The sequence below is a fragment of the Paracandidimonas lactea genome (genome assembly GCF_021653995.1).
GTDB classification, from domain to species: Bacteria; Pseudomonadota; Gammaproteobacteria; order Burkholderiales; family Burkholderiaceae_B; genus Allopusillimonas; species Allopusillimonas lactea.
Genome location: NZ_JAJJOZ010000007.1, coordinates 241,466 through 255,078 on the forward strand (window position 1 = coordinate 241,466; position 13,613 = coordinate 255,078).

The 13,613-nt window shown below is 61.5% G+C and carries 15 protein-coding genes; 7 read left to right on the forward strand and 8 right to left on the reverse strand.

The window, feature by feature from the left end; genetic code table 11:
• Positions 1-90: 90 nt before the first annotated feature.
• Genes LOL23_RS14030 through LOL23_RS14045 form a run of 4 tightly spaced genes read right to left on the reverse strand, consistent with a single transcriptional unit; the run spans position 91 to position 3,903 of the window.
• Positions 91-855 (reverse strand): YggS family pyridoxal phosphate-dependent enzyme, encoded by a 765-nt coding sequence (locus LOL23_RS14030; RefSeq protein ID WP_160979045.1) that lies wholly within the window; start codon positions 853-855, stop codon positions 91-93.
• Positions 852-1,841, reverse strand: a complete 990-nt coding sequence (locus LOL23_RS14035) for an LLM class flavin-dependent oxidoreductase (protein ID WP_160979047.1) — start codon at positions 1,839-1,841, stop codon at positions 852-854. Before LOL23_RS14035 ends, LOL23_RS14030 begins: the two co-directional genes overlap by 4 nt.
• A 44-nt stretch (positions 1,842-1,885) precedes the next feature.
• Positions 1,886-2,650, reverse strand: coding sequence for an alpha/beta hydrolase family protein (locus LOL23_RS14040; protein WP_160979049.1), 765 nt, complete (start codon positions 2,648-2,650; stop codon positions 1,886-1,888).
• Positions 2,651-2,685: 35 nt separating this feature from the next.
• Positions 2,686-3,903: a DUF3182 family protein gene (locus tag LOL23_RS14045; RefSeq protein ID WP_237173762.1), complete on the reverse strand. Its 1,218-nt coding sequence runs from the start codon at positions 3,901-3,903 to the stop codon at positions 2,686-2,688.
• A gap of 321 nt (positions 3,904-4,224) precedes the next feature.
• Between LOL23_RS14045 and osmB the strand changes: the two genes are divergently transcribed.
• From osmB to LOL23_RS14060, 3 genes are all read left to right on the forward strand, one after another.
• The gene (gene osmB / locus LOL23_RS14050; protein WP_237173763.1) at positions 4,225-4,440 is read left to right on the forward strand and encodes an osmotically-inducible lipoprotein OsmB; all 216 of its coding nucleotides are present in this window, start codon (positions 4,225-4,227) and stop codon (positions 4,438-4,440) included.
• A 136-nt stretch (positions 4,441-4,576) separates the two neighbouring features.
• Positions 4,577-4,723 carry a lmo0937 family membrane protein gene (locus tag LOL23_RS14055; RefSeq protein ID WP_160979053.1) on the forward strand — a complete coding sequence of 49 codons (147 nt, stop codon included), beginning with the start codon at positions 4,577-4,579 and terminating at the stop codon, positions 4,721-4,723.
• Between the two features lie 295 nt (positions 4,724-5,018).
• Positions 5,019-5,852: a mechanosensitive ion channel family protein gene (locus LOL23_RS14060; RefSeq protein WP_237173764.1), complete on the forward strand. Its 834-nt coding sequence runs from the start codon at positions 5,019-5,021 to the stop codon at positions 5,850-5,852.
• Here the strand turns inward: LOL23_RS14060 and LOL23_RS14065 are convergent.
• A complete protein-coding gene (locus LOL23_RS14065) occupies positions 5,847-6,617 on the reverse strand; it encodes an IclR family transcriptional regulator (RefSeq protein ID WP_160979057.1) in 771 nt (256 codons plus the stop codon). The genes LOL23_RS14060 and LOL23_RS14065 overlap by 6 nt on opposite strands.
• Positions 6,618-6,747: 130 nt before the next feature.
• On the opposite strand from LOL23_RS14065, the gene LOL23_RS14070 reads away from it, so the two are divergent.
• Entirely contained in the window at positions 6,748-7,740 is a 993-nt protein-coding gene (locus LOL23_RS14070; RefSeq protein WP_160979059.1) for a tripartite tricarboxylate transporter substrate binding protein, read from the forward strand.
• 113 nt (positions 7,741-7,853) lie between these two features.
• On the opposite strand, the gene LOL23_RS14075 is transcribed toward LOL23_RS14070, so the two are convergent.
• On the reverse strand, positions 7,854-8,600 hold the full coding sequence (locus LOL23_RS14075) for an RNA methyltransferase (protein WP_237173779.1): 747 nt from the start codon (positions 8,598-8,600) through the stop codon (positions 7,854-7,856).
• A 166-nt stretch (positions 8,601-8,766) separates the two neighbouring features.
• Here LOL23_RS14075 and LOL23_RS14080 point away from each other — a divergent pair, with 166 nt between their 5' ends.
• The 3 genes from LOL23_RS14080 to LOL23_RS14090 all read left to right on the forward strand — a co-directional run bounded on the left by LOL23_RS14080 (position 8,767) and on the right by LOL23_RS14090 (position 12,212).
• Positions 8,767-9,558, forward strand: coding sequence for an inositol monophosphatase family protein (locus LOL23_RS14080; RefSeq protein WP_160979063.1), 792 nt, complete (start codon positions 8,767-8,769; stop codon positions 9,556-9,558).
• Between the two features lie 196 nt (positions 9,559-9,754).
• Entirely contained in the window at positions 9,755-11,326 is a 1,572-nt protein-coding gene (locus LOL23_RS14085; protein WP_160979065.1) for a TerC family protein, read from the forward strand.
• A 10-nt stretch (positions 11,327-11,336) separates the two neighbouring features.
• Positions 11,337-12,212: an undecaprenyl-diphosphate phosphatase gene (locus tag LOL23_RS14090; protein ID WP_160979067.1), complete on the forward strand. Its 876-nt coding sequence runs from the start codon at positions 11,337-11,339 to the stop codon at positions 12,210-12,212.
• Between the two features lie 71 nt (positions 12,213-12,283).
• Here LOL23_RS14090 and LOL23_RS14095 read toward each other — a convergent pair whose 3' ends face one another.
• Positions 12,284-13,054: a UDP-2,3-diacylglucosamine diphosphatase gene (locus tag LOL23_RS14095; RefSeq protein ID WP_160979340.1), complete on the reverse strand. Its 771-nt coding sequence runs from the start codon at positions 13,052-13,054 to the stop codon at positions 12,284-12,286.
• 14 nt (positions 13,055-13,068) lie between these two features.
• Positions 13,069-13,578: a peptidylprolyl isomerase gene (locus LOL23_RS14100; RefSeq protein WP_202411692.1), complete on the reverse strand. Its 510-nt coding sequence runs from the start codon at positions 13,576-13,578 to the stop codon at positions 13,069-13,071.
• Between the last annotated feature and the right edge of the window lie 35 nt (positions 13,579-13,613).

Genomic DNA, 13,613 nt, shown 5'->3' on the forward strand with positions numbered 1-13,613 from the left:
CGGCACAGCGGAAACGCGTGCCGCTACGCGGGCAAATCAGCGTCAGAAGATATCATACAGGCCCGGGCCAACCTTTGATATAGATTAGGTTCAGGCCCCGCCCGAGGGCTTGCCCTCTGGCCAATAATAGGCGTCGTTGTAAATCCGCCCGCCAAAGATCGCCGTGCCGATGCGCACCTCGGTCGCCCCTTCTTCAATGGCGATTTCAAAGTCGCCGCTCATGCCCATGGACAGCTGCTCCATCACCACGCCGTCGATTGCTTCGTCTCGCATGCGGTCGCGCAGTTCGCGCAGGGAGCGAAAGCAACCGCGCACGGCGTTGTCGTCGCGTTCGTTGATGGCAAGTGTCATCAGGCCCTTTATGCGCAACGTCGGCATATTGCGCGCCACGTGCCGCAAGAACTGCGGCAGCTCGTCGGGCGGCAGCCCGTATTTGGTTGGTTCGGTGGAGGTCTTGACCTGCACCAGCGCGTCGATGGCACGGCCTTCCTGTTGCAGGCGGCGGTCCAGCGCCACAGCCAGATCGAGGCGGTCCAGTGACTGGATTTCGGCCGCCATGCGGGCGATATCCTTGGCCTTGTTGGTTTGGAGGTGGCCGATCATCACCCAATCGATGTGGCAGTCTGCCAGCAATTCGAACTTGCTGCGGATCTCCTGGGCTTTGTTTTCGCCCAGGCGGTGCACACCTGCGGCCACGACGGCTCGGATGGCCGCTTCGCCGAAGGTTTTGCTGACCGGCAGTAGTGCAACCTCACCCGGCGAGCGGCCCGCTCGCAGCGCAGCGGCATCGATGCGCTGTCGTACCTTGGCCAGGCGAGCCGCGATTGAATCATCTGTTGCTACATATTGTGTCATGCCACGGCCTCCCGCAGGCTGGCCACGATTTCGTAGGAACGCAGCCGCGCGGCATGGTCGAACATATTGCAGGTAATCATCAGCTCATCGGCGCGTGTGCGGTCGATGAAGGCCTGGGTTTGGGCGGCGATCGTGTCGCGGGTGCCAATGGCTGCACAGGACAGCACGTGGTCAATGAGCTCGCGGGCAGGCGGGGGCAGTTGCGCCAAGTAGCCCTCGCGCGGCGGTGGTAGTTTGCCGGGATGGCCGCTTCGCAGGTTCACGAATGACTGCTGCCAGGAGCTGGCCAGATAATGCGCCTGCGTGTCGGTGTCGGCCGCGAACACGTTGAAGCCGAGCATGACGTAGGGCTTGGCCAGATGTGCCGAGGGGCGGAAGGTGGCGCGGTAAAGTTCGATGGCCTGCATCATCTGGGCTGGCGCGAAATGCGACGCGAAGGCGTAGGGCAGGCCCAGGGCCGCGGCCAGTTGGGCGCCGAACAGACTGGAGCCGAGAATCCAGATGGGCACTTTCAGGCCGCGCCCTGGAACTGCCATGACGGTTTGCCGCGGCTCGTCGGACATGAAGTCCATCAGTTCGACAACGTCTTGCGGGAAATCGTCGGCGTCGGAGGACAGATTGCGCCGCAGTGCTCGAGCCGTTGCCTGGTCCGAGCCCGGGGCGCGGCCCAGGCCGAGGTCGATACGGCCCGGAAACAGCGATTCGAGGGTGCCGAACTGCTCGGCAATCACCAGCGGCGAGTGATTGGGCAGCATGATGCCGCCCGCGCCCACCCGCAGATTGCGGGTAACCGCCGCCACCTGGGCGATCAGTATCGATGTTGCCGCGCTGGCAATGCCGGGCATGCCGTGGTGCTCGGCCATCCAATAGCGCCGAAAGCCCCAGCCGTCGGCATGGCGGGCGAGATCCAGCGTATTGCGGAATGAATCGGCGGCGGTGCCGCCTTCGATGATGGGTGCGAGGTCAAGGATGGAAAAAGGCGTCATGCGGAAAGGGGAGCGAACGGTGGGCGCGGCATGCACCCGTGGTATCAGGGCCTGGGGACGCCCGCCCGGCTGCCCACGCGGGCCCCGACGACCATCTCCGTAATCCAGTTTATCAACACCGAAGTATAGGCTTCCTGCGCGGTTTTTTCGCTCAAGGCATGGTCGGCGCCATCAATGACCCGGTGCGTCATGGAGTGGGAGGCCCCGAAAGCCGACCGGTAACTCATGATGGTTGCGTGCGGCACCAAATGGTCGTGTTCCGACTCGACCAGCAGGACGTCCCCCGCAAACGCCGCGCACGCCGCCAGGGCGCGGTTTTCATCCGGCAGCACCGGTGCCCCGCGATATACCGCGAGGTCTTCCCTGTTGAGCTGGCGCTTGGGCAAGGTCCATTGATCGTCCCGGTACAGCGAGGGTACCCGCAGCGACAGCCACTTGACCGGCCGCAGCGTGGTGAGAATGGTGGAAAGATAGGCGCCGTAGCTGGTGCCCACCACGGCCACGGCGTTGGAGTCGATGGCGGGATGCTGCACCAGCTTGTCGTAGGCGCAGACGATGTCGTGCAAATTTTCGGCGCGGGTAACGGTTTTCTGGCGTTCGGAGCCCTTTTCGTGCCCGCGCAGGTCGAAGGTAAGGCAAACACAACCCAGGCCGGCAATGCCCCGGGCGCGCTCCAGATCGCGATCCTGGCTGCCGCCCCATCCGTGCACAAAAAGCACGCCGGGCACTTTGGAACTGGGCGTCAGGAATGTGCCGGCCAAGTGTTCTTCATCGACGACGAGTTCTATTTTTGTACTGTTTGTCCCCATAATCTGAACCGTTGGAAATAAAACCTTTATTCATATTATGACGCCATCCCGTACTGTGCGGGTGGCCAGTGGTCTTCGCCCTCGCACCCCGCGCCTGAGCGGGGCAACGTGTGGCGCGGCGCGTCGTGGATGGCGGGCTGGACCAGGAGGTATTTGCAGAGTGGGCCGATATGCGGATCGTCGCCCTGGTACAGCAGTTGGGCGCCGGCGGGCAGTGACGGGTTTGCACCAAAACGTTCCACAGTGGCGGCGTTCACCGCTCGCACAGCAGGGTTGTCGCGCAGGGCCTGCAGGGCGGCAATCTCCGCCGCACTGGCGCCGCCGATGCGCCATGACTGCTCCAGTACGCCACAGCGCCATTCACCACGCGCATCGCGGCCCAACGCGATGTCATAATTTCGGCGCGACGCCAGCAGGCCAGGGTAGCAGGCATTGGCCGCCTCGTCATAGCGCCGAGCCTGTGTAATGGCAAGGCGGCTGTTGTCATCCAGGTCCAGCGATAGCAGCGCGTCAAACCCGCCGCGCGTCACAAGCAGGCTGGAGCCGCCGTAGACCAGTTCACCAGTATTGTCGGGTGTCAGTGATTGGGTGCCGACATAGCTGGCTTCGTGCGGGCCCACACGCACTCTGCCCACGCTGAGGGTCTGCACTGATTCCAAGTGCTCCTCAAGCACAATGCCGTAGTCGGACAGGCGCTCAGTGTCAGCCAGTTGCAGGGCTTTGCCCAGGGCGGCGGCGTCGTGCACCAAAACCTGGCCGCGCCCGGCAGTGGCAAGCACGGGTTTGACGCGCACGGGGCCTCGGCGCAGCAGCAGTGTGCCTGCGCGCATTGCGTCGTCCAGAGAAAATGCGGTGTAGCCTGCCAGCACAGCATCGCGGGTGCGGGCGCTGAATGCGGTGGACCATCCTTCCGGAACCACTGCGGCTTCATCCAGTACTGGATGGGTAATGGCCTTGGTAGGCACAAAGGGGTAGGGGGCTGCGCCGCCGAACAGATCTGTTTCGGTCAGCAGGCGCAAGCGCCGTGTGTGCGTGACGCCGATTATCGTGTCGGTGGGGATAAGATAAACACGGCCGGTGTAGTCGGTATCTGGCTGGCGGTGGCCGCCATAGCGCATACCCAGCAGGTCTGCGATACGCCGGCCCAGGGCTTCGTGTACGGTGCGCTCATGGTCCGGCTCGCGCGCGCGCACAGAAAAAATAAGGACGGTTCCCTCTCCATCGTTATTGTTGTGCTCCATGATTGGGCTCATATGGCCTCCATCGTCCGGGTGTAAGGGCGAAACCGGCAGGCCGGCGCGCTGTCTGTCGCTCGCCGCGTCGGCCCCAGTATGAGAAGCAGTTGGGCAATTTGTATGCCGCGCATGCGACGCAATACAGCAAGCCAGGATACAGCCCAATGCGGCTAGCGGCGATATGCCGCGGCCAACGATGCGCAACGGTTGTTCGTGCCTGCAACCCGGGCTGGGCCGAAAAGGCCCTGGGTGACATTCGCCATAGGCACGCGGATTGCTGCGGCATTTGTAACCTGGCAAATCCCGCCGGGGCCATTTCAATAAGCAGGGGGTATGCACATGAAACCGACCAAACGATGCGCGACTGTTGCTGTCATGATTGTTCTGGCGAGTAGCCTGGTGGCATGTAGCGGCATGTCGCGGCAAGACCGGAGCACTGTCATTGGCGCAGGCGCAGGCGCACTGGGCGGTGCTGTACTGACGGGTGGAAGCACCCTTGGCACCGTTGGCGGCGCGGCCGTTGGCGGCATTATTGGCCACGAGGTAGGCAAGTAAACCGTACGGTAGCCAGAACTTGTGCGCATTACGCACGTAAATCCCGTACGACGTGTAAATCGTACATTTAGCCAATATGCAGGCCGATTCGACCTTTTTTAGGGTATCGGCCATGCGGGGAAGAGGAGCTTCGTCGATGCTTTATACAATCGCTGTCATTCTGATCGTGCTGTGGCTGCTGGGGCTGGTCACGTCTTATACGATCGGTGGATTCATCCATGTCCTGCTGGTTATCGCGATCATCGTGGTGCTGGTTCGTCTTATCAGCGGCCGTTCACTTTAGGCTGCGCTCTCCGCTCGGGCTCGATAATGGGCTGCCCTTGGCTGCAATGGCGGGAGCGGCCTGAGCCCGACTGGGCGAAAACTGCTCTGTGCTGCTAATGCGCTGAAAAATAAAACATAATTTGAGTAGTGCCCAATTTATCCGACCATTTGTCCACAATACCGGTGGATAAGTGGCCGTTTGGCTGTCTACAATCACCTCAGGCGCGGCAGCTATCCTGGCCGGCGGATACACCGATAGTTCGTCATCCCCGGCCCGCGCCGCATCGCAGACATTCACAGATTGAAGGATTTCCATGCCGGATCAACTTTCCGACCTGCCCACCTATTTGCCCGTCTTCCAGACACTTGCGCTGAACCTGCTCATCATGGTCATTATCCTGGCGGCGGGATGGTGGCTTTCGTCCCTGGCCGGCCGCACGCTGCGCAAGTTGGCGCATCGGTCGGCGCGTGTGGATCCCACTATCGTGCCCATGATTTATTCGGTCACGGTGTGGTCGATCCGTGTATTCGTGGTGGTGGCGGCGCTGGCGCGGTTGGGTGTGCAGACAGCCAGTATCATCGCCGTACTGGGTGCCGCCGGCCTGGCCATCGGCCTGGCCCTGCAAGGCACACTGCAGAACATCGCCGCCGGCATCATGCTGCTGGTGCTGCGCCCGCTGCGCGTAGGCGAATATGTTTCCGTGGTGGGCAAGGGGGATGGCACGGTTGCCGAAGTAGGCCTGTTCCTCACGCACTTGATTCAGTTCGACGGTATACATCTCACGCTGCCCAACAGCCTCGTATGGGGCAATCCCATCATCAATTACAGCCGCAATGAAACACGGCGCCTCGATGTAGAGGTAGCAGTGCGTTACGACGAAGACCTCGAGGCTGCGCTGCGTGTGCTGGGTGAATTGGTGCGCGCGCATGCAGACGTGCTGCCCGACCCGGCGCCGCAGGTCATGGTGACGCAATACAACGAAAGCACGGCCACCGTGAACATGCGTGTGTGGGTACCCAACGATAAATATTGGGCGGTACGCTTCGACCTTTACCGCACGGCATTACAGCACCTAGTCCAAGCGGGGCTCAAGCTGCCCGTACCCATCCGTGAAGTGCGTGCTGTGGGCGCGGACAACAAGCTATAGCTTGCCCGCGATGGCCTTAAGCTCTTCCTGGATCATTGCGGCGATCTCGCGCTGTCGGGTGGCCGGCATACGTTCCGTGATCGCGGTGACACTGATTGCCAGCAGCGGTTCGTTATGCGCGTCACACAGGGCGCATCCCACCCCCAGCGCTCCCCGCACCGCGTAGTTGCCCACCACCGAATAGCCGCGTGTCCGGGTATTGAGTACGAGTTGGCGCATCTCACGGGTGGACATGCCGCCGTATTGCTCCAGTTTGTCGCTGTTGTAATCAATAATCGATTCAACGGTGTCATCGTTCAGCTTCGCCAGCAAGGCCATGCCGCCCGAGCCGACGCCCAGCGGCTGGCGTTTGCCCGCGTAGGTGGCCAATATTTGTACAGGATACGCGCCGATCTCGCGCCACAGGCTCAGCGATTCGTACCCGTCCCGGACCACAAGGAATACGGCGTCCCCGGTTGCCTCGGCAAGTTTGCGCAACGACGGGTAGGCGAGCGCGATGCGCGCATCTTGCTCGAACGCTGGCGCGGCTGGGGGCGACATGGTGGCGGCGTAGCGTTTTGTGCCGGCCAGCGCGCGCACGAACCCCGCCTCCATCAGTGCCGCCAGCAAACGGTAGATGGTTGGGCGCTGCAGGCCCGTTTCACGAGACAGGGCGGTAATATTCAATCCCGTTTCAGGGTGCTCTTGGAGAGCACGCAGAACGGTTAGCCCACGCCGGAGTGTGCGGGGCCCAGTGTCCGAGGGGTTTGATGCCGAAGTGTCCACAATGCGTACGCAAAGATTGAAAAGTTACAAAAAACATCAGAGAATTCTGAGGTTTATTATACGACCGTCCGTTTCGTGGACATTGTAAGTGCGGGCCCGCTGTATGGGCCCTTCACCGAGGAGCCTATTCATGTTGTTCAGCACCACCTTTGCCGCAGGCCTCAAGAAGCTCGCAGTTGGCGCAGTCGCCACCGCAGCTGCCGTGGCTGCGCCCTCCGCCTTCGCCGCTTATCCCGAGCAGCCCATCCGCTTGGTTGTCGGTTTCTCCGCTGGCGGCACCACCGATGTATCGGCCCGCATCATCGGCAAAGAGCTTGGCGATGCGCTGGGCCAGCCCGTGGTGGTCGAAAACCGCCCCGGCGCCGGCAGTAATATTGCGGCAGAGCAGGTGGCCCGTGCCAAGCCCGATGGCTATACCCTTTACATGGTTGCGGTAACCAGCACGATCAACCAGACGCTCTACAAAAACCTTCGCTTCGATATCCAGAAGGATTTCGACCCGGTTGCGTTGGCTGTGAAAGTGCCCAATGTGCTGGTGGTCAACCCCAAGGTACCCGCCAAATCGGTCAAGGAACTGGTCGATTACGCCAAGGCCAATCCAGGCAAGATGAACTTTGCATCTTCGGGTAGCGGCACGTCCATCCACATGGCGGGTGAACTGTTCAAGCAACTGGCCGGGGTCGATGTGGTGCATATCCCCTACAAGGGCAGTTCGCCCGCCGTTACCGATCTGCTCGGTGGCCAGGTGGACTTTATGTTCGACAACATGCCCTCGGCATGGCCGCACGTCGAAGCGGGCAAGCTGCGCGCGCTGGCTGTGACCACCGCCGAGCGTTCGGAAACGGCGCCCAATCTGCCCACGATGAAAGAGTCGGGCTTCCCAACGTTTGATGTGTCGTCGTGGTTCGGTGTGCTCGCGCCTGCCGGCACGCCCAAGGACATCGTCGAGAAGCTCAACGTTGCGATCCGCGAAGCGCTGAAGAAACCCGAGGTCAAGAAGCAGCTCGCCCAGTTGGGTGCGGTGCCCGCCGACACGACGCCCGAGCAGTTCGGTGCCTTCATCAAGTCCGAGGTGGAAACCTGGGGTAAGGTGGTGAAGACTTCGGGCGCGACGGTGGACTAATCACGCCCATGACGGCGCCCCGCAAGGCGCCAGCGCCCTGCGCAATTGACAAACCCCAGGGGGCGGCGGTGTCCGGCCCCTGGGGTTTGGTGTTTTCGCGCAACGGTTTGATTCTACTTGTCGCGTACTTTCTGCGCGGTTTTGATCATGGCTGAGCACAGCCCGCGCATCATATCCACCTCATCTTGTGTCAGCGCGTTGCGGCTGAACATATGCCGCATGCGAGGCATGAGCTTCTTGGGATGCAGGGGATCGAGAAAGCCCACTTCGGTGATGGCTTGTTCCCAGTGCGTGAGCAAGGCCTGCACTTTTTCGTTGGGCGCCAGTTGGCTGCCCGCATCAGGCCGTCCCTCCGTCGTGGGCATGAGCGGCAGGCCGGCCGTGATGGCCAGGGCGTAGCGCAGCTCCCATGCGGCAAGCTGCAAGGCCTGGGACACGTTCAGGGAGCTATAGGCCGGATTGGCCGGGATATGGCAAATGCGCTGGCACATGGCGATGTCTTCGTTGGTAAGCCCCGAACGTTCGGTGCCCAGCACAACCGCGACACGGTTCAGCGGCAGCGCCAGATGTTCGCGGCTGGCTTCGGCGGCTACACGGATGTCGCAGGCTGGCGGCCCGATGACACGCGCGCGGGCTGTCATGGCAAACGCCAGCGTCACCCCCTCCAGCGCGTGTCGCAGATCCGGAAAGATCTGTACCGCGGCCAGAACGTCTGTGGCGCCGCTAGCCAGTGATTGCGCCTCGGGCTGGCTGAGTACATCGGCAAACCGTGGCGCCACCAGGCAAAGATCGTGGAACCCCATGGTTTTGATGGCTCGCGCAGCCGCACCCACGTTGCCGGGGTGGCTGGGCTGAACCATGATGAAGCGTACGCGATTGAACAGCGCTGCCGGGCTGGCGGCGCCTGAATCAGAGGGATGTGCCGGAGTCATTTAAAATAGCTGGTTTGAAGTGCCGCGTGCGCGGTAATGGTTTGCGCGGCACTATGATTTCTGCAGTTTCTGCACGTTAACAATACGGAATTCTATGCACCCGATGCTCAATACCGCCATCAAGGCGGCACGCCGCGCCGGCGCCATCATCAATCGCGCCAGCCTGGACCTCGAACGCCTGCAGGTGGCGCGCAAAGGGCCCAAAGATTATGTCACGGAAGTCGATCACGCCGCAGAGGCGGCCATTATCGACGTGCTGCGCACTGCCTATCCCGATCACGGCTTCCTGGGCGAAGAGTCCGGCACCCACCCGGCGGCAGGCCAGAAAGACGGCGTCACGCCAGAAAACCAGTGGATTATTGATCCCCTGGACGGCACGACCAACTTCATTCACGGCATGCCTATCTACGCCATTTCAATTGCGCTGGCCCAGCGCGGGCAGATTACACAGGCCGTGGTCTACGATCCATCTCGCAACGAACTGTTCACTGCCAGCCGGGGTGGTGGCGCATTTCTGAACGACCGCCGCGTCCGGGTGTCGGGCCAATTGCGTTACCACGATGCGCTGTTGGGCGCCCACTTGCCGCGCTCGGCTTCCGGCAGCCAGGGCAGCCGCTTCGAAAAAATGCTGGCAGAATGCGCCGCCGCCCGGCGCCTGGGTTCCACTGTGCTCGATATGGCCTATGTGGCAGCGGGGCGCCTTGATGGTTTCTGCGGTTTCAATCTCAAGCCCTGGGACATGGCTGCAGGCGGCCTGCTGGTGCTCGAGGCCGGTGGCCTGACCGCCGATTTCTCGGGCGAACAAGGGTGGATGCAGAGCGGAAGCATTGTGGCGTCCACACCCAAGATATTCCCGCAGATGTTGGCCTATCTGCAGCAGCCCTGATGCAGACGTGCGGCGATACGGGCTTGGGCGGTGCTTGTTTCGCGCCCTGTGTCCGAATGCGCTGCCTTGATGCGCCACCGCCATACGGCGGGCAGGTAAGTTGCGGCACTGACCCTGTCGGCGCCTATGCCGGTCCGGCGGCGTCAAGGCGTCATGGATGGCCGCCTGCCGCGGCTTTTCAGATGAGGATTGCCTGATGGAGTGGATGCTGGAGGCGTCGGGCTGGTTGGGCCTGCTGACGCTGATTATTCTCGAGATCGTACTCGGGATCGATAACCTCATCTTCATCGCAATACTCGTCGACAAGCTACCACCGGCTCAGCGTGATCGCGCCCGCATCACCGGCCTGCTGCTGGCCTTGCTGATGCGGCTTGTGCTGCTGTCGGTCATGTCATGGCTCATCAAGCTCACTGCGCCGTTCTTCGCTGTTGGGCCGCTGCAGTTCTCAGGGCGTGACCTGATCCTCATTTTCGGCGGCCTGTTCCTGTTGCTCAAGGGTACGCTGGAAATCCACGAGCGTGTAGAAGGCAAGCCCGCGCGCGCTTCTGGCGCGCACGTGCATGCGGGCTTCTGGGTCATTGTCACGCAAATCGTCATCCTTGATGCGGTGTTTTCGCTCGATGCTGTGGTAACGGCCGTGGGGATGGTGGATCATCTCAGCATCATGATGCTGGCGGTCATCATCGCCATTGGCCTCATGGTGGTCGCGTCCAAGCCGCTCACGCAGTTCGTCAATCACCACCCTACGGTCGTCATGCTGTGCCTGGGCTTTCTGCTGACCATTGGGTTTTCGTTGCTCGCTGAGGGCTTTGGCTTCCCGGTGCCCAAAGGCTACTTGTACGCGGCCATTACTTTTTCGGTTGTTATCGAGATATTCAATCAATTGATGCGACGTAATATGCGGCGCATCGACGCCAGGCGTCCGCTGCGCGAACGCACGGCTCAGGGCGTGCTGCGCATGCTGGGTATGGACAGAGGGCATGACGCCGCCAGGGCCACTGCGGGCGGTGCTCCGAGCAAGATGTTCCAGGACGAAGAACGCTACATGGTCAGCGGCGTGCTGACGCTCGCCGAACGGTCTATTCATTCCATCATGACGCCACGCAATGACATTTCCTGGATCGACCTGAATGATCCACCCGACGTGCAGCGTGCCCAGATTGCGCAGTCACCGCACAGCTTCTTTCCGGTCTGCCGGGGTACGCTGGACGAGGTGATGGGCGTGGGCAGGGCCAAGGAGATGATTGCCGACCTGATTCGGCAAGGTTCTTTGCGGCTCAGCCGCCTGCGCGAGCCAGTCATTGTGCACGAATCAATTGGCGTGCTGCGGCTGATGGACACCCTTAAGCGTTCGCGGGGGCAGTTGGTGTTGGTGGCTGACGAATTCGGCGCCATCCAAGGCGTGGTCACGCCCATCGACGTTTTCGAGGCCATTGCCGGAGAATTTCCCGACGAAGACGAAACGCCCGACATCACCCCTGAGGGCGAAGATAGCTGGCAGGCCGATGGCGCCGCCGACTTGCACCACCTCGAGCTGCTGCTGAATACTGATGGCCTGGTTGACGAGCACGCAGACTATGCAACACTTGCGGGTTACCTGCTCGATCGCTTCGGCCACCTGCCAACAGAGGGAGAAAGTTGCGAAATGAAGCATCAGGAAGTCGTGTTCCGGTTTACAGTGGTGCGGCTCGATGGGCGCCGGATCGCAACCGTGCGCATCGAACGCCTGCCTATCAAGGCGGCGCACTCCGACAACAACAATCTGTGAAGCAGCATCTATGACCGATTCAGTATGGTTCATGCTCAAGGCAACACTCCTGGGGCTGATCGAAGGTTTTACCGAGTTCATTCCAGTATCCAGTACCGCACACCTGCTCCTCCTGGGAGACTGGATCGATTTCTCATCCGGCAGCGACAAGGTTTTCGAGGTGGTCATTCAGTTCGGGTCCATACTTGCCGTCATCTGGATTTTTCGCATGCGGCTGTGGCAGCTCATCGCAGGCACCTTGCGGGGCGAGCGCAGCGAAATCATGTTCATGCGCAATCTCCTCATTGCCTTTCTGCCCGCTGCGGTGGTGGGGGCGCTCGCCATCAAATACATTAAAGCCCTGTTCCACAACCCCGGGGTGTTCGTGGTAACGCTGGTGGTAGGGGGCATCATCATGCTGTGGGTCGAGCGAAAGCCCCAGTACGCCAAACATACGGCCGACACCTTTGGCCACGACGCCTCCCATGACAGCATGTCGGCAACGCGGGTCACGGCGCGTACGCTAGAGGAAATCAACTGGAAGCAGGCGCTGGTAGTTGGCTTCGCGCAGTGCTTGGCCATGGTGCCGGGCACGTCACGTTCGGGCGCTACCATCATCAGCGGCATGATTGCTGGCATCCAGCGCAAGACAGCCACTGAATTCTCGTTCTTCCTGGCAATGCCCACCATGCTGGCTGCAACGGTCTACGATCTGTATCGCAATGCAGGTGCGCTCACCGAGGCGCAAACCACCGCTATCGTGGTCGGCTTTATTGCGGCATTCTTGAGCGCACTCGTAGTCGTGCGGGCGGTCCTCAAGTTTGTATCGCGGCATACGTACCGGCCATTCGCCTGGTATCGCATCGGGTTGGGGGTTGTCGTGGCCATCTGGCTGTTAGCCCGCTGATCGGGGCGCCAGGCTCGCACAGGTGGGCGGGTGCTCACCGCCCCTGCAGGGCCAACAGGCCCGTGTTTTCTTTACTTCTTGAGTGTGTGCAGCACGGGGCCATGCCGGTCTATGGCCAGCCAGCCGCCGCGCCCTGGGTGGTCGTGGTCGAAGTCCCAGTCTGGCAGCACGATGCGGGTGCAGGCCCCGGCAGGCATCTGCACAGCGTGTACCGCAGGCCTATGGGTATGCCCGTGCACCATAATGCGCGCACCGCTGTCCGTGAAAGCTTTTTTGATCGCCTCGGGCGCCACGTCCATGATGTCGCGAGGCTTGTAGCGGTTGGATGCCTGGCTGCGCCGGCGGGCCCAATCGGCAATGCGCCGTCGCGTGGGCAGCCCCAGTGATAGAAACACGCGCTGTACTCCGGGGTGGCGCACCACGCGCCGAAAGCGCTGGTAGCCCGGGTCGCCGGTGCAGTATTCGTCGCCGTGCGACAGTAGGATAAAGCCAGCGTCGGTGTTGAGCATGACGGGTTCGGGCAGTAGCTGTGCGCCGAGCGCCCGTGCCAAGCCGAGGCCCATCAGAAAATCGCGGTTGCCGCGCCCCAGCCACAGCGGGATGCGCGATGCCGTGTGACGCAGATGCCCTAGGGCATCTGCCAGCCAGGCCGGTGGCTCGCGCAGGGCATAGTCGTCGCCTATCCAGGCGTCGAAAATGTCGCCGCACAAAACCAGCGCATCGGCGCGCGTGGCGGCGTCATCCAGAAAACGATAGAACGCCTGGGCGGTGGCGGGCACCGCGGGGCCGAGATGAATATCCGAGGCAACCCAGACGGTGCCCGCCAGCGCCAGACGCGCAATGGGGGCGGGCAAGCTTATTCGACGACTGTCGCCTTCTCGATCACCACGTCTGTCACCGGAACGTCTTGATGAAAGCCCTTGCTGCCGGTTTGCACGCCCTTGATCTTATCGACCACCTCGGTGCCTTCGACAACTTTGCCGAACACGGCGTAGCCCCAGCCGTTAGGCGTGGGGGCGGTGAAATTGAGAAAGTCGTTGTCGGCCACGTTGATGAAGAACTGCGCGGTGGCCGAGTGCGGATCGGCCGTACGGGCCATGGCCAGCGTGTAGCGTTCGTTCTTCAGGCCGTTGTTGGCTTCGTTCTCGATGGGGGCGTGTGTTGGCTTTTGCTTCATGCCTGCTTCGAAGCCACCACCCTGGATCATGAAGTTATTGATGATCCGGTGAAAAATGGTGCCATCGTAGAAGCCTTCCTTGACATAAGTAAGAAAGCTTTCGACGGTTTTGGGCGCCTTTTCTGCGTTCAGTTCAATCAGGATATCGCCCTGGCTGGTTTGCAGGCTGACGCGGGGAGATGTGCTCATAGAGGTACCTTGGTTGGATGAGGTTGGCGCGGCCT